Here is a 15,165-nt window from a genome sequence, read left to right as displayed (position 1 = left end):
GCGAAAAAACCTTGGCCTGCTTCTTTTAGCCGCGCCTTGGTGTTAAATAGCCCGCTCAGGGCGCAAGCCCGGACCCTGGCGGGTAATACAGTGCAACGAGAGCCGATATGAAACAGCAGTTTGAGGTCACCGAGGTATCCATTGCGCAGCTGCGGGCTGCGCTCGAATCCGGCCGGACAACTTCGGTTGAGCTGGTCCAGGCCTATCTTGCGCGAATCGCCGCCTACGATGGCGCCGACACCCCCACCGCGCTGAATGCCGTGGTGGTGGCCAACCCGGACGCGCTGCAGGAAGCCCGGGCCAGCGATGAGCGGCGCGCCAAGGGCCAGACACTCGGACCGCTGGATGGCATCCCCTACACCGCCAAGGACAGCTACCTGGTCAAGGGCCTCACCGCCGCTTCCGGCAGCCCGGCCTTCGCCAATTTGATCGCCTACCGCGATGCGTTCACCATCGAACGGCTGCGCGGCGCCGGCGCAATCTGCCTGGGCAAGACCAACATGCCGCCCATGGCCAACGGCGGTATGCAGCGTGGGGTCTACGGCCGCGCCGAAAGCCCGTACAACGCCGCCTACCTCACCGCGCCCTTCGCCTCCGGCTCCTCCAACGGTGCCGGCACTGCGACCGCCGCCAGTTTTGCCGCGTTCGGCCTGGCCGAGGAAACCTGGTCGAGCGGTCGTGGGCCGGCGTCGAACAATGGCTTGTGTGCCTACACGCCATCGCGCGGGGTGATCTCGGTGCGCGGCAACTGGCCGCTGACCCCGACCATGGACGTGGTGGTGCCCTTTGCCCGCACCATGGCCGACCTGCTGGAAGTCCTCGACATCGTGGTCGCCGAGGACCCCGATACCCGTGGCGACCTGTGGCGCCTGCAACCCTGGGTGCCGATCCCCAGCGTGGCCTCGGTGCGTCCGGCGTCCTACCCGGCACTGGCCGCCCGCGCCGCAGCCCTCGCCGGCAAACGCTTCGGCGTGCCCCGTATGTTCATCAATGCCGACCCGGATGCCGGCACCAGCGCCGCGCCGGGAATCGGTGGCCCGACCGGGCAGCGCATCCACACCCGCGAGTCGGTGATCGGTCTCTGGCAAGAGGCACGCCAGGCCCTCGAAGCGGCTGGTGCAGAAGTCCTCGAAGTGGACTTCCCGCTGGTCTCCAACTGCGAAGGCGATCGCCCCGGCGCGCCGACCGTGTTTACCCGCGGCCTGGTGTCCAAGGAGTTCCTCCATCACGAACTGTGGGACCTGACAGCCTGGGCCTTCGACGATTTCCTGCAGGCCAACGGCGATCCGCAGTTGCAGCGCCTGGTGGACGTCGACGGTGCGCTGATTTTCCCCCACGACCCCGGCACCCTGCCCAACCGCGAAGGTGACCTGGTCGCCGGCATGGACGAATACGTGCGCATGGCCGAACGCGGCATCACCCCCTGGGACCAGATCAGCACGGTGCCTGACGGCCTGCGCGGCCTGGAGCAGACCCGGCGCATCGACCTCGAGGAGTGGATGGACCGCCTGGGGCTCGACGCCGTGCTGTTCCCCACCGTCGCCGACGTGGCGCCGGCCAATGCCGATGTCGATCCGGCGGCCGCGGATATCGCCTGGAGCAACGGCGTGTGGGTGGCCAACGGCAACCTCGCGATCCGCCACCTGGGCGTGCCGACCGTCACCGTGCCCATGGGCGTCATGCCGGACATCGGCATGCCCGTCGGGCTGACCTTTGCCGGTCGGGCCTATGACGATTCGGCGCTGCTGCGGTTTGCCTCGGCGTTCGAGTCCACAGGTTCCAAGCGCCAGGTCCCGCCACGCACCCCGCCACTGTGACCTGCGCGGGACTGGCGCCGCCCTGGCGCCAGTCCCCTGCCCCGCGTCTCACTTGATCCGGTAATGAAAGGTATTGCGCACCGCTGGTACAGCCACCGCGCGACCGTCCACCATGCGTGGCTGATAGCGAAAGGTGTTGGCCGCCGCCAGTGACGGACGCATGAACAACGGATGGCAGCCGTCGAGCACCCGCGGGTTTTCCACTTTGCCCTGGGGGTTGACGGTGTATTCCACCGAGCAGTCGCCCTCGATGTTCTTGTCCAGGGCTCGCTGCGGATAATCCGGCGCCTCCTTGCTCAACGGCAGGTACTGACGACTGTCGGCCGCCGCCTGCTGGCGCGTGCGTTCGGCTGCCTGGCGCGCCTGGTCGGCACGCTGCGCCTGGTCTGCCTGCTGCTGGGCCAGGCGTTGCTGCTCGGCTTCGCGGCTGCGCTGCTCCTGGGCCACGCGCTGGCGTTGTTGCTCGGCCTCGCGAGTGCGCTGCTCTTCGACCCGCTTGCGAGCGAGGCTCGCCTGTTCCAATTTGCGGGCCTGGATCTGCGGGTCGACTGCCGGTTTGACCGCTGCCGGAGCCGCTGGTACCGGCGCGGCCACTACCGGCGCAGGCTCGACCACCGTCGGCAGCGGTTCAGCGGCGGGGGCCGGGGCTGGCGGCGCCGGGGGCAACATCACCAATTGGGTCCGCAGCACCGCAGCCGGCGCTGGCGCTGGTGGCGCCACCGACCAAGTGTGCACCAGCAACGCCAGGACCAGCACATGCAGCGCCACTGCCAGGCCCGCCGCCAGGCTATTGCGCCAGAACCCCGACTGATCGGCGCGTGGCAACACCAGGGCTGGGTGGGCCATGCTCATGCTGGTCATTGCGGCGCCTCGGTAACCAGTCCGAGGTTGCTCACCCCGCCCTGCTGCAACGCCGCCATGGCCGCCACCACCGTGCCGTAGCCAGCGTCCTTGTCGGCGCGGATATAGACCTGGGTCTGGCTGTTGGCCGCAACGATGTCCGTGACCTTGGCCCGCATCTCGTCCAGGGTCAGCGCGCTGTCGGTCTGCTGCTGGGTGTCGAGTTCACCCCCCAGGTTCCAGGAATAACCGCCCCCGGCCTGCACCGACAGCGTGAGGATCTGTTGGCGGCTGTCAGTGGCCAGGGCTTCGCTGGCGACCTTGGGCAGCTCGATCTTCACGCCCTGGGTGAGCATCGGCGCGGTGACCATGAAGATCACCAACAGCACCAGCATCACGTCGATATAGGGCACGACGTTCATTTCGGCCTTGGGCCCGTGTTTGCGTTGCGGCCTGACTAACATTGACTCTCTCCTGCTCAGGCGGCTACGGCCAGGTTGATGGAGCCGCCGTGCAACGTGCGATGCAGGCGTACTTGCAGCTCATTGCCGAAGGCGTAGTAACGGGTCAGCAGGGTCTGGCTGCGTGCAGAAAAACGGTTGTAGGCGATCACCGCGGGAATCGCCGCAAACAGGCCGATAGCGGTGGCAATCAGCGCTTCGGCGATGCCCGGCGCCACCGTGGACAAGGTTGCCTGCTGCACCTGGGACAGGCCGAGGAAGGAGTTCATGATCCCCCACACGGTGCCGAACAGGCCGATGTAAGGGCTGACCGAACCGACCGTGGCGAGAAACTGCAGGCCCTTTTCCAGCTTGATCTCTTGCTCGCTGAGGGCCACGAACATGGCTCGCTCCACGCCCTCGAGCACCACCTCGGGATTGTTGCCGGGGTGTTGGCGCAGTTGGCTGAAGGCCTGTAGGCCGCTATGGAACACCGGCTCGATGCCGGCCTCGGGATCGCTGCTCTGCGCGGTCTCGCGGTACAACGGCTGCAAGTCCGGGGCACTCCGAAAGCGCTGGATAAACGCATTGGCCTGGCGCTCACGCTGGCGCAGCACACGGCTGCGGGCAATGATCAGGTACCAGCTGAGTACGGAAGCCAGCAACAACGTGAGCATGACGGCTTTGACCAACAGACTGGCGTCGCTGATCAGCCCCCAGACGGTCATGTGTTCCAGTGTGGCCTGCATGGTGAAGCTCCTTGGTGGGTGCCCGGTGGCGGTTGCCGTGCAACGGCCGCCAGGCTATTCGATGAAAAACCGATGACAGGTTGATGACAGCCGCGGTCAGGGCAATTGCAGCGCCTGGGTGACCTCGGCCCAAGGCACGAACTTGAAGTTCTGGGTCTGTTCGGGCATCCGCTTGCGCCCGTCCTGCACCACCAGCATGCCCTTGCTCCAGGCCCCGCCGAGGTTGACCGCGGTGACCTCCAGGCCGTCGGTTTCTGCGGCACCGTCGATGCCGGCCGGCGCATTCAGGCCGACCCGAAAGGCCCCGCGGGAGGCGAAGGGCGGCTCGGCGTCCAGCACCAGGTAGCTGTCGTTGCCTTGGCTGGAGATCACCAGGTAGTCATGGCCCGGGCTTTGATACAGCGCCAGGCCCTCGACATCGGCGTGCAGTTGCGGGCCGACCTTGATCACGCTGGTCAACTGCGCCGGCTGATCGGCACGAGCATCCACCGCCCAGACCCCCACGTCCTCTTCGCCGAGGAACAGGCGCTGGCGTTGATCGTCGGCCACACAGCCTTCGGGCTGGCTGTCGACCTTGAACTGGCGCACCAACTCACCCTGCACCACACCACTGGGTGCACTCAGGCGGTATTGCAGGAAGGTGCCATCCTTGCCGTTGGCAATTGCATACAGCTCGCCACTGGCGGGCTGGAACAGGCAGATGCCATAGATGTCCTTGAGCGGCGTGGCGATCTCGCCGGCCTCGCGCAACTCACCGCTGCTGCGGTCGATGCTGAACAGGCTGAGGCTGTTGTGATCGCGATTACTCGCCACCGCGAGGTCGACCGTCTGCTGGCCGAGCTTGAAGTTGGGCCGCACGTCGACATTGTTCAGGCGCCCCACCGGCAACTCCTGAAGCAGCTTGCCTTGCAGGTCATAGGCCAACAGTCCCTGCTTTTTGTTGGTGCCCAGGACCCGGCTCAAGGCCGGTTGTTGCGGGTGAATCCAGATCGCCGGATCGTCCGCCGCATCGCCCTGGCGCCCGACCGGGTCACTCTGGGCCAGCGCGCCGACGCTCGGCAGCACCGGCGCCAAGGGCACAGGCTTGGCCTGCCAGTCCAGTTCGCCCTGATACAGGCGCCCGTCGTTGTCATCACGCAGCAACAGCTGCAGGCCGTTGGCGGTGGCCCGCAGGGCGAGGTTCTGCGGTTCTTTCAACTCACTCACCGGCAGTTTTGCCACGGCGCTCCAGGCAGCGTCCTGCTGCTGATACAGGTGCAGCTGGGCCGCCTTGGGGTCGAGCCCGACCACGCCGCCCGGCACCAGCGCCATGGCCCCGGCCTCCTGGCTGATATCGCCAAAGGGCTTGCGCAGGGCCACCGGCACCCGCAACACCTCGGCCTCAGGGTGGGCCGGATAGGCCCACCAGCCGACGTTTTCCTCGTTGACCAGTAACTGGTTGGCACCATCGTCGACCTGGCAGAACTGCGCCGAAGGCGGCAGCGGCAAACCTCGAACCCGCTGCGGTTGCGGGTTCAACTGTGCACCGTGGCCCACCAGCCACTGCTCACCCTTGCCCTCCTCGCCCACCAGGAACAGGAACAGGTTGCTGGCGTCGTCGCGGTACAGGCACAAGCCATTGACCGCAAAGTCCCGCGTTGGCAGATACACCGGCTGGCCAAAACGCCGCTGGCGCGGATCGAGGCTGACCAGCAGTGCCTGCTGCCGACTGTTGTCGAGACTGGCCAGCAGCACCTGCTGGCCGGCAGCCCGGCGGTCCAGGCCACTGAAAGTGCCAGGCAGGTTGGCCAGCGGCGCACCTTGTTCGTCGAGCAACAGCAAGCCATCGCGCTCACTGGCCGCCAGGCGCTGCGGGCCGAGGTCGGCCGGCAAGAACGCCAGTGCATCCACAGTGAGACCGGGGGCCCAGGGGCTGAGAGTCAACTTCGGCCCGGCGGCCAACGCCTGGCCCGTGCCCAGGCAGATCAAGGCGGCCAACAGGCAGCGCTTGGGGGAAAACGAAATAGTCATGGAAGTCCTTGGTGAGGTATTGCCCGAATCTGTGGTCTGCTGGGAATCAAAAATGGGTAAAGGTCAGGCCGAGCTTGAAGGTTGGGCCGTACTCTTCGTATTGGGCGTTGTAGGCGCCGTGGCCGGTGTAGACGTAGTACGACTCGTCCGTGAGGTTCTGCGCCTCGAAGTTGACCTGCAGGTTCTTGGTCAGCGAGTAACGCGCACTGAAGTCAACGAAGGTCTGGGCATCCACGTGCAGGTCGTGGGCCTTGTCGTTGATCGCGGCCAGCTCATAGAGGTAGTCGGACTTGTAGTTGGCCGACAGGCGCAGGCTGAGCTTGTCGTCTTCCCAGCCGAGCATCAGGTTGCCGACGGTGTCCGACTGGCTCGGCAGGTCGATGCTGCGCTTGCGGTTGCTGCCGCTGGCGGCGTCGAAGCCTTCAATCTGCGCATCAGAACGGCTGAAAGTGGCGTTGGCGCCCAGCAGCAGGCCGTTCCAGGGGGCGGGCAGCCAGTCGTATTTCTGCGAGTAGGCCAGTTCCAGGCCGTAAAGCTTGGCGCTGTCACCGTTGGTGAAGGTGTGGGCCTCGGAGAAATCGACCCAGGCACCGCTGCCGGCGACGTCGGTGTTGTAGACGAAGTTCTGGATGTCCTTGTAGAACACGAACGCCGAGACCGTGCCGGCACGGCCCATGTAGTGCTCGATGCCCAGGTCCAGGTTGCTCGACTCCAGGGGCTTGAGGTTGGGGTTGCCAAAGGTCGCCTCGTCATCGTCGATGACAAACCCCGGCGCCAGTTGACCGAAGGTCGGCCGCACCACGGACTTGGTCCAGGCCGCGCGCACCTGGGTGTTCTTGTCCAGTTGGTAGCGCGCGTGCAGGCCGGGCAACCAGTGGTGGTAGCTGCTCTTGCTGTCGCTGGCCTCGAACTCGCCGTCGTTGACCCCGGTGCCCTTGGCCGCGAACTCGGTGCCTTCGTAGCGCATGCCGGCAATGAAGCGCCAATCGTCGATGTCCAGGGTGTTCATCAGATAGCCGGCGTTGATGTCCTCGCTCATCTTGAAGTCGTTGACCCGCGACTCGGTCTCGTCATAGAAGTCCGCCCGGTCGAGGCCGCCGATCAGGTCCTTGATCGCGCTGCCACTGATGCCCGGACCGAACTCGCCGAGACGGTAGTGCACCTTGCCCTTCTGGAATTGGCTGAGGTTGAGCTGTTCATCACTGAACCCCAGGTCGTCGAAGTCCTCATAGACCCAGGCGTCGAGGTCGTTGTCTTTGTTGCGCCGGCTGACCTTGCCGCCGAACTTGACCTGCGACGCATACCCGCTGAGGTCATAGTCGCGGGCCAGGTCCAGGCGCAGGTTTTTCTCGGTGTCGGTGGTTTTCTGCTGTTCCCAGTCGACCTTATCGAGGCTGAAGTTGTCGGGGTTGTAGAAGTCCTGGCCGATGATCAGCCGCGGCTTTTCGCTGTCGTAGAAACCACTGCCGGCAAAGTCCTCGGCGCCGCTGAAGGCGGCATTGGCGATGTGCCCCGGGCTGTCTTCGCTGGAGCGGCTGTAACCGGCCTGGCCGCTGAGGGTCCACAGGCCCAGCAGGCGCTCGCCGCCCAGTACGTAGGATTGGATCTCCTGGGTTTCCTCGCGCTGCTTGAGCTTGCGCTTGCCATCGGCGTCCCCCAGTTCACCGGCGGCCTGGGGCTCGGCGAACTCGATGCTGGTGGAGTTGCGCGTCTCGCTGTCCTTGTACCGGCTGTAGAGGGTGCGCAGGTAATAGCTGCTCAGGTCGTCGGGCTTGTAATCGAAGTTCAGGCCGCCGCCGCTGCGCTCCCGACTGATGTCGTAGTCACGCTGCTCGAACTCATCGAGCCGTGCGCCCCGCTCGAAGTCCCAGGCGCCGCCGGTCTCGACGTTGTCCGAAGCGAAGTCACGCTTCTGCCAGCTCAGCGCCGCGGCCACGCCGAAGTTGTCGATGCCATCGCCGAGGCTGAAGCGGTCGCTGATCGCCCCGGAAAATTTCGGGCTGGTCTGATGGCTGTTCTGGTCATAGCTGGCCTCGCTGCTGCCGGTGTAGAACAGGCCCTGATGATCGAAGGCCGACAGGCTCTGCACATCCACGGTGCCACCGAGGGAGTTGGCATCCATGTCCGGGGTCAGGGTCTTGATCACCGAGAGCGATTGCACCAGCTCCGCCGGCAATACATCGAGGGCCACGGCGCGGCGCTCGCTTTCCGGCGAGGGCACCAGGGTGCCGTTGATGGTCACGCTGTTGAGGTCCGGTCCCAGGCCCCGCACGCTGACAAACCGGCCTTCGCCCTGGTCGCGCTCGACGCTGATCCCCGGCAGGCGTTGCACCGCCTCGGCCACGTTCTCGTCCGGCAATTGCGCCACGCCGTCGGCATGCACCACGCTCTTGATGCTGTCGGAGCGGCGCTGTTCCTTGAGCGCCTGATCGATACTGGCAGCCTGGCCGACCACTTCGATGTGCTCGGTCTGGCCGGCGGTTTCGGCGGCGTGCAAGCGGTCGCTGGCTATCGCCAGGGCCAGGGCGGTCAGCGTGAAACTGACAAGCCCGGCGGTGCCGCTGCGCGGGTGGCTGCTGCGCTGGTACATGGTGGTCCCCCCCAAGAGTCCGATAACGCCAGGCAAGACGCCCGGCAACTGGGAGGGCACGCTAGGGGTGGGGAATGACGGTTCTGTGACAGCCACTGCCAGATGGCCCGGTAAACAGGGGGTTTAGCGCGATTTTCCTCGGACAGTGAGCTGATTTGACCTCTGATACGAGGGAGCCGATCAGCATTTTGCTCTGACTTGAGAGCATCGCGAGCAAGCTCGCTCCCACAGGTTTAGTGGCCGTACGCAAGATCTGCAGGCAACCAGATTTACTGTGGGAGAGGCCGGGCGGCGCTCCGCTTGCTCGCGATGGCGATTTTCCAGGCACCACGCGCTGGGTGGCGCAAAAATCGCGTGTCCCAGGCTGAGCTGATTCGACCTCCCTGCCCCGTCACCCAACTGTCACAGACATCTGCTGTGCTGACGCGCATTGCTCGTTCGCCAAAGGATCACGGCCATGTTCTCGGTACTCAAACCCCACCGCTGGAAACTGCTCCTGCTGCTGTTGGCCGCCAACCTGGGGCTGCTCCTGCACCTGGCCTGCGGCGAGTTGAAAAGCGTCGGCGAATGGGTCTGGCTGGACATCGTCGGTGAAGGCGGCTCGGCCCTGCTGGCCCTGGTCTGGCTGGGCCTGGTGCTGAAAAGTCGGCCCGCCGGGCGGGTCACCAATTACCTGGCGCTGGGCCTGGGCTGCATCTTTTTCTCCTGGTGGATCGACAGCCTCGACGAGTTTATCCGCCTGCCCGACAGCATCACCTGGGATCACTGGCTGGAGTCCGGGCCGATGCCGGTGGGCATGCTCCTGCTGACTCTTGGCATCTACCACTGGCACCGCGAACAACTGGCGATCAGCGCGCAGATGGAAAAACGCGAGCGGCTGTTTCGCGAACACCGGCTGTTCGACAAGCTCACGCCCTTGGGCGGTGCCGACTATCTCAAGCGCCAACTGGCCAGCAGCGTCGCGGAAAGCCTGGAGCAGCAGCAACCGCTGTCGCTGCTGGCCCTGGACCTGGACAACTTCGCCGCCATCAACCAGGCCTGTGGTCACGCTGAAGGCGACGCCGTGCTGCAGGCGGTGAGTCACTTGCTGCTGCTCAACCTGCGGCGCCAGGACCTGCTCTGCCGCCTGGCCGGCGATCGTTTTGTGGTGGTGCTGGCCAACACCGGCGAAAGCCAGGCGCGGTTACTGGCACTGGAGCTGCAACAAGCGGTGCACGGCCTGGCCCACAAAACCCGCCAGCACGGCGAACGCTTGCACCTGTCGGCAAGCACCGCGGTGGTGATGGCCATGGACGAATCCCCCGAGCAGTTGCTCAAACGCCTGAACCTGGCGCTGGCCCGGGCCAAGCAGCCGCTGGCCAAGACGGCCTGAGGCGCGCACATGACCTGCAAAACCCTGTGGTACGAAAACGACAGTCGCTTCATTCCCGGGCACTACCAGCCGGCGACCCTGATCGACCTGGCCCTCTCGCGGGATATCGACAGCCATCGCCTGTTGCGCGGCACCGGGCTGTTCCATGAGGACATCCTGGCCGGCCAGACCCGCCTCAGTCCCCAGCAGTTCTTCGCCTTGATTGGCAACAGCAAGCGGCTGCTCGACGCCGACGACAGCAGCTTCCTGTTTGGCCAGCGTTTGTTGCCGGGGCATTACGGTGCCGCCAGCCATGCCCTGCGCCACGCGCAAAACCTGCACCAGGCTCTCGACACCCTGGTCCAGCAGCAGGCGCTGCTCAGTCCCTTGGTCACCCCGCAACTGGTGCTGGATGAGCAGTACGCCTACTTCTACTGGCTCGACAGCTGCGGCGCAGGCGAGCAGTGGCGCTTCCTGCTGGAAGCGAGCATGACCTCGCTGGTCGCCATGAGCCAATGGCTCAGTGGCCAGCGCCTGCCCTGGCAATGCAGTTTAAGCTACGACGAGCCCCGTTATGTCGAACAGTACTGGGTGCACCTGGGCGAGCAAACCCAGTTCCAGCGCCCGCTGGACATGATGCGCATTCCCCGCCAGTACCTGACGCAAGCCTGGCCCGGTGCCTCCGCCACGGCCGGCCAGGTCGCACGCCAGGAAGCCCAGCAGCAGTTGGACCAGTTGGGCCATGCCAGCAGTTTTCTCGCCTGCCTGTACCGTTACCTGCAAAGCCAAGTCCGCCAGGCGCCGAGCCTGGAGCAGGCGGCTCACGCCTTCGCCATGAGCCCGGCCACCCTCAAGCGCAAGTTGCACAAGCACGACACCGGCTTTCAGCAGCAGGTTGACCTGGTGCGCAAACATGTGGCGCTCTACCTGTACCAGGTCAAGGGTATGAACAACGAGGAAGTGGCGGCCTACTTGAACTTCAACGACCCGGCGAACTTTCGGCGCTCGTTCAAGCGCTGGACCGGCAGCACCCCCAACCTGATCCGCCAGTTGTTCTGTGGAGCTTGAAACGCCGCAGGCTATCGAAAGCGCAACCGGGCATTGTTATGCTCGGCGCCTGTCCCCGTCTTTTGCGCAGAGCCCTGAATGCCCCCATCCCTGAACGCAGACCGCAGTCCCTGGCAGGTGTTCTGGGTGTTCCTGCGCCTGGGCCTGACTTCCTTCGGCGGCCCGATTGCCCATCTGGGCTACTTTCGCCAGGAGTTCGTGGTGCGTCGGCGCTGGTTGAGTGAGCGCAGCTACGCCGAGCTGGTCACGCTCTGCCAATTCCTGCCCGGCCCGGCCAGCAGCCAGGTCGGCATCGCCCTGGGCCTGTCACGGGCCGGCTACCGTGGCGCACTTGCCGCCTGGTGCGGCTTCACCCTGCCCTCGGCCCTGGTGTTGATCCTGTTCGCCCTCGGCCTGCACGACTACGGCGACGTGTTGCCCGGCGGCATTGTGCATGGCTTGAAAGTGCTGGCGGTGGCGGTAGTCGCCCAGGCGGTCTGGGGCATGGCGCGTTTGTTGTGCCCGGACTTGCCGCGCATCCTGCTGATGATCTGCGCCGCTTGCCTGGTGCTGATGCTGCCAACTGCCTGGGCCCAGGTCGGGGTGATTGCCACGGCCGGTTGTGCCGGGCTGTTGCTGTTCAAGCCGGCACCCACCCTCGAGCACGAGCCGTTGCCGATCACCGTCAGCCCGCGCGCCGGGCTGTTTTGGCTGGTGCTGTTTGCGGTGCTGCTGGTGGGCCTGCCGATCCTCGCCCAACTGCTGGCGAGCCCGACCCTGAGCATGCTCGATGCCTTCTACCGCACCGGCTCGCTGGTGTTCGGCGGCGGCCACGTGATGCTGCCGTTGCTGCAGGCCGAAGTGGTGCCCAACGGCTGGGTCAGCAATCAGACCTTCCTTGCCGGCTATGGCGCGACGCAGGCGGTACCTGGGCCGCTGTTCACCTTCGCAGCCTTTCTCGGTGCGTCGATGCAGGGCCCACAGTCGGGCTGGCTCGGTGGCCTGCTGGGACTGCTGGCGATCTTCGCACCGTCGTTCCTGCTGGTGGTCGGCGCACTGCCGTTCTGGGAGCGACTGCGGCGCAACCTGCGCATGCAGGCGGCAATGCTCGGGATCAACGCCGCGGTGGTCGGCCTGCTGCTGGCAGCGCTGTATCAGCCAGTCTGGACCAGCGCCATCCTCACCCCGGCAGACTTTGCCCTGGCCCTGGTGGCACTGCTGGCGCTGATGTTCGCCAAGGTCGCGCCGTGGAAGGTGGTGCTGGGGTGCGGCTTGGCGGGCTGGGGCCTGGATGTCATCCTGTGAGCCATTCGACGACTATGCAGGAACCTCGGGACATGGATCAGTCACACCGCGGCAGTTGCCTGTGCGGCGCCGTCAGCTACCAGCTCAGCAGCCCACTCAAGGCCTTCACCCATTGCCATTGCCGCAAATGCCAGAAAGCCCATGGCGCGGCATTCGCCACCTATGCCAGTGCGCCCAGGTCGGCGCTGGCGATCACGGCCGAGGCGTCGCTGCTCAAGGCCTACCAATCCTCCCCCGGGGTCACCCGCCAGTTCTGCGGACACTGCGGTTCATCGCTGTTCTGGTCGAACGCCCGAGGCGCGTTCCCGGACTGGATCTCGATTGCTGTCGCGACCCTGGACACCCCGTTCCAACCCACCAAGCAAAGCCACAGTTGCCTCGAGGCGAAGGCCTGCTGGTATCAGCTCGACGACGCGCGGCTACTCAGGTAGCTGAAGGCTGATTGCAGCGCGGCCTCGGGCGTACGCGGGGCATAACCCAGTTGCTGCCTGGCCTTGTCGATGCAGTATTGCTGGCGCACTTGATGGAACATCCGCACCTGACTTTGCAACAGCTGCGCCGGCCGCCCGGTCAGCCGCGCCCGCGCCTCCTCGATCCACGCCAGCGCCAGCAACAGCCAGCGCGGCGCCGGCGCGGGCAGCCGATAGCCCGGAGCGACCGCGTTGGCCGCGTCGATGATCTGCGCCAGGGACGAGCAATGTTCGTTGGCCAGAATATAACGCTGCCCAGGCTGGCCCTTCTGCGCGGCCAGGATCATGCCCGCGGCCACGTCCCGCACATCGACAAAATTGAAATGAAAGCCCGGGTCCAGCGGCAGTTTGCGCTGCCTGACCGACTCGATAAACCCCATGGTGTCGGTCAGGCGCGTCGCGTTCGGGCCGATCATGGCCGAAGGCAAGACCGCGACCATCCACAGGTCCAGGGCTCGCGCCGTGTCCCAGGCAACTTGCTCGGCGAGGATCTTCGAGCGGTAGTAGGCGTTGTCCGGCTCGACGTTCCACTGCTGCTCATCCAGCGCCTGCCCGTTGTGACCGATAGCCGCCACGGAGCTAACGTAGACCACCCGCCTGACCCCGGCGCGCTTCGCTGCGTGCAAGACCCGGCGAGTGCCCTCGACATTCGGTTGGACAATCTCGGCCTGGGGATCGCGGGCCCAGTGCTTGAACACCGCCGCCACCTGGAACAACAGCTCGACGCCCAGTAGCGCCTGGAACAACGTCTCTTCGTCGAGCAGTTCGACGTACACCAGTTCGCAATCCAGGCCCTGGAACGCCGCGCGGTTGTCGATATCGCGAACCCCGGCCCGGACCCGATAGCCCTGCCCGAGCAAGGCCCGGACCAGGGTATTGCCCAGGTGCCCGTTGGCCCCGGTGACCAGACATGACTGACTCATAGCGCCTCGTTGTTCCCTGTTGTGGCGGCCAGCATAGACTCTGCCCCTGGGGGGAGAGTCAAGGACACCGGGGACACCATCAACGCGATCGAGAACGAACGCTACGACCCGAGCCTGCCCCTCAGTCGTGAGCCACTCGGGCGCGCTTGAGCAGTTTCTTGCAGCGCTCGGACAGGTGCAGCACACGCAGGTGCTTGCCGGCCTTGGCGTAGCGCTCGCGCAAGGTGTCCAGGGCGGCGATGGCCGAGTAGTCGACGAAGCTCAGGTGCCGGCAGTCGAGAGTCACCTGGGGTGGGTCGCCGGCACTGTCGAACTGGTTGAGAAACGGCGTGGTCGAGGCGAAGAACAGCGTGCCATGCACCCGGTAGAGTTTGCTGCCGTCGGGTTCCAGATGGCTGTCGGCATACAGCTGGCGAGCTTGCTGCCAGGCAAAGTTGAGCGCGGCAATGATAATCCCGCACAACACCGCAGTGGCCAGGTCAGTGAAAACCGTAACCAGGGTCACCGCGACAATCACCAGTACATCGTTCAGCGGCACCTTGTTCAGCACCCGCAGGGAGGCCCAGGCGAAGGTCTGCTGCGAGACCACGAACATCACCCCGACCAGGGCCGCCAGGGGAATGCGCTCGATCAGCGGTGACAGGAACAGCACGAACAGCAGGATCATCACCCCGGCCACCACGCCGCTGAGCCGTCCGCGCCCACCGGAGCTGAGGTTGATCACGGTCTGGCCAATCATCGCGCAGCCGCCCATGCCCCCGAACACCCCAGACACCATATTGGCCGCGCCCAGCGCCACACACTCACGGTCCGGGTAACCACGGCTCTCGGTGATCTCATCGGTCAGGTTCAGGGTCAGCAGGGTTTCCAGCAGCCCCACCAGCGCCATCAACACCGCGTAGGGAGCAATGATGCGCAGGGTCTCGAGGGTCCAGGGCAAGTCGGGGAATGCCAACACCGGCAAGCCGCCGGCAATGTGCGCCATGTCCCCGAGGGTACGGGTCGGCAGGCCCAGCAGGTAGACCGCCGCACCGACACCGAGAATCGCCACCAGGGCCGGCGGCACCGCCCGGGTCAGGCGTGGCATCAGGTAGACAATCGCCATGGTCGCGGCCACGAGACCAAGCATCAGGTACAGCGGCGTCCCGCTGAGCCAGGCCTCCCCGCTCTTGAAATGCTCCAGTTGCGCCAGGGCAATGATAATCGCCAGGCCGTTGACGAACCCCAGCATCACCGAATGCGGCACCATGCGCACCAGCTTGCCCAGGCGCAACAGGCCGAACGCAAGCATGATCAGCCCGCCCAGCAGCACGGTGGCGAGCAAGTACTGCACACCGTGCTGGACCACCAGCGCGACAATCACCACCGCCATCGAACCGGCCGCACCGGAGACCATGCCCGGGCGGCCGCCGAACAGCGCGGTCAGGGTGCAAATGATGAAGGCGCCGTAGAGCCCCATCAACGGATTGAGGTGGGCCACGAGGGCGAAGGCGATGCACTCGGGCAACAGGGCGAAAGACGTGGTGAGTCCGGCCAGGACATCGGCGCGCAGACGTTGAGGTTTCATGGCTTACCTGAAAATGGCGACCGGGGCAGCCGGCCGTGGAGGATTGCGGGAAAAGG

The 15,165-nt window shown here is 65.5% G+C and carries 12 protein-coding genes; 5 read left to right on the top strand and 7 right to left on the bottom strand.

Features of this window, described 5'->3' with window-relative positions; genetic code table 11:
* Window positions 1-107: 107 nt before the first annotated feature.
* Window positions 108-1,817: an amidase gene (locus CKW24_RS20055; RefSeq protein ID WP_095169902.1), complete on the top strand. Its 1,710-nt coding sequence runs from the start codon at window positions 108-110 to the stop codon at window positions 1,815-1,817.
* Between the two features lie 48 nt (window positions 1,818-1,865).
* Here the strand turns inward: CKW24_RS20055 and CKW24_RS20050 are convergent, their stop codons facing one another.
* The 5 genes from CKW24_RS20050 to CKW24_RS20030 form a co-directional block, all read right to left on the bottom strand.
* Window positions 1,866-2,678 (bottom strand): energy transducer TonB, encoded by an 813-nt coding sequence (locus tag CKW24_RS20050; RefSeq protein WP_095169901.1) that lies wholly within the window; start codon window positions 2,676-2,678, stop codon window positions 1,866-1,868.
* Window positions 2,675-3,121, bottom strand: coding sequence for a protein TolR (gene tolR / locus CKW24_RS20045; RefSeq protein ID WP_095169900.1), 447 nt, complete (start codon window positions 3,119-3,121; stop codon window positions 2,675-2,677). Before tolR ends, CKW24_RS20050 begins: the two co-directional genes overlap by 4 nt.
* Window positions 3,122-3,135: 14 nt before the next feature.
* Window positions 3,136-3,846, bottom strand: a complete 711-nt coding sequence (gene tolQ / locus CKW24_RS20040) for a protein TolQ (protein ID WP_095169899.1) — start codon at window positions 3,844-3,846, stop codon at window positions 3,136-3,138.
* Window positions 3,847-3,942: 96 nt separating this feature from the next.
* Complete coding sequence (locus CKW24_RS20035) at window positions 3,943-5,856, bottom strand: phytase (RefSeq protein ID WP_095169898.1); 1,914 nt, start codon at window positions 5,854-5,856, stop codon at window positions 3,943-3,945.
* Window positions 5,857-5,902: 46 nt separating this feature from the next.
* On the bottom strand, window positions 5,903-8,446 hold the full coding sequence (locus CKW24_RS20030) for a TonB-dependent receptor (protein ID WP_095169897.1): 2,544 nt from the start codon (window positions 8,444-8,446) through the stop codon (window positions 5,903-5,905).
* A gap of 457 nt (window positions 8,447-8,903) precedes the next feature.
* Here CKW24_RS20030 and CKW24_RS20025 point away from each other — a divergent pair, with 457 nt between their 5' ends.
* The 4 genes from CKW24_RS20025 to CKW24_RS20010 all read left to right on the top strand — a co-directional run bounded on the left by CKW24_RS20025 (window position 8,904) and on the right by CKW24_RS20010 (window position 12,580).
* A complete protein-coding gene (locus CKW24_RS20025; protein WP_095169896.1) occupies window positions 8,904-9,818 on the top strand; it encodes a GGDEF domain-containing protein in 915 nt (304 codons plus the stop codon).
* A 9-nt stretch (window positions 9,819-9,827) separates the two neighbouring features.
* On the top strand, window positions 9,828-10,865 hold the full coding sequence (locus tag CKW24_RS20020; RefSeq protein ID WP_095169895.1) for an AraC family transcriptional regulator: 1,038 nt from the start codon (window positions 9,828-9,830) through the stop codon (window positions 10,863-10,865).
* Between the two features lie 78 nt (window positions 10,866-10,943).
* On the top strand, window positions 10,944-12,149 hold the full coding sequence (gene chrA / locus CKW24_RS20015; RefSeq protein ID WP_095169894.1) for a chromate efflux transporter: 1,206 nt from the start codon (window positions 10,944-10,946) through the stop codon (window positions 12,147-12,149).
* A 32-nt stretch (window positions 12,150-12,181) separates the two neighbouring features.
* Window positions 12,182-12,580 (top strand): GFA family protein, encoded by a 399-nt coding sequence (locus CKW24_RS20010; RefSeq protein WP_095169893.1) that lies wholly within the window; start codon window positions 12,182-12,184, stop codon window positions 12,578-12,580.
* Here the strand turns inward: CKW24_RS20010 and CKW24_RS20005 are convergent.
* Window positions 12,550-13,542, bottom strand: a complete 993-nt coding sequence (locus CKW24_RS20005) for an NAD-dependent epimerase/dehydratase family protein (RefSeq protein WP_095169892.1) — start codon at window positions 13,540-13,542, stop codon at window positions 12,550-12,552. The genes CKW24_RS20010 and CKW24_RS20005 overlap by 31 nt on opposite strands.
* Before the next feature lie 121 nt (window positions 13,543-13,663).
* Window positions 13,664-15,109, bottom strand: coding sequence for a SulP family inorganic anion transporter (locus CKW24_RS20000; protein WP_095169891.1), 1,446 nt, complete (start codon window positions 15,107-15,109; stop codon window positions 13,664-13,666).
* Between the last annotated feature and the right edge of the window lie 56 nt (window positions 15,110-15,165).

The sequence above is a fragment of the Pseudomonas sp. Irchel 3H3 genome (assembly GCF_900187635.1).
GTDB lineage: Bacteria > Pseudomonadota > Gammaproteobacteria > Pseudomonadales > Pseudomonadaceae > Aquipseudomonas.
This window is presented reverse-complemented; position numbering and strand designations above follow the sequence as displayed.

What these genes read in the sequence shown, in the direction of transcription:
- CKW24_RS20030 (WP_095169897.1), bottom strand. Translation starts at nt 8,446, where the DNA reads ATGTACCAGCGCAGCAGCCACCCGCGCAGCGGCACCGCCGGGCTTGTC.
- CKW24_RS20055 (WP_095169902.1), top strand. Translation starts at nt 108, where the DNA reads ATGAAACAGCAGTTTGAGGTCACCGAGGTATCCATTGCGCAGCTGCGG.
- CKW24_RS20025 (WP_095169896.1), top strand. Translation starts at nt 8,904, where the DNA reads ATGTTCTCGGTACTCAAACCCCACCGCTGGAAACTGCTCCTGCTGCTG.
- chrA (WP_095169894.1), top strand. Translation starts at nt 10,944, where the DNA reads ATGCCCCCATCCCTGAACGCAGACCGCAGTCCCTGGCAGGTGTTCTGG.
- CKW24_RS20035 (WP_095169898.1), bottom strand. Translation starts at nt 5,856, where the DNA reads ATGACTATTTCGTTTTCCCCCAAGCGCTGCCTGTTGGCCGCCTTGATC.
- CKW24_RS20020 (WP_095169895.1), top strand. Translation starts at nt 9,828, where the DNA reads ATGACCTGCAAAACCCTGTGGTACGAAAACGACAGTCGCTTCATTCCC.
- CKW24_RS20000 (WP_095169891.1), bottom strand. Translation starts at nt 15,109, where the DNA reads ATGAAACCTCAACGTCTGCGCGCCGATGTCCTGGCCGGACTCACCACG.
- tolR (WP_095169900.1), bottom strand. Translation starts at nt 3,121, where the DNA reads ATGTTAGTCAGGCCGCAACGCAAACACGGGCCCAAGGCCGAAATGAAC.
- tolQ (WP_095169899.1), bottom strand. Translation starts at nt 3,846, where the DNA reads ATGCAGGCCACACTGGAACACATGACCGTCTGGGGGCTGATCAGCGAC.
- CKW24_RS20010 (WP_095169893.1), top strand. Translation starts at nt 12,182, where the DNA reads ATGGATCAGTCACACCGCGGCAGTTGCCTGTGCGGCGCCGTCAGCTAC.
- CKW24_RS20005 (WP_095169892.1), bottom strand. Translation starts at nt 13,542, where the DNA reads ATGAGTCAGTCATGTCTGGTCACCGGGGCCAACGGGCACCTGGGCAAT.
- CKW24_RS20050 (WP_095169901.1), bottom strand. Translation starts at nt 2,678, where the DNA reads ATGACCAGCATGAGCATGGCCCACCCAGCCCTGGTGTTGCCACGCGCC.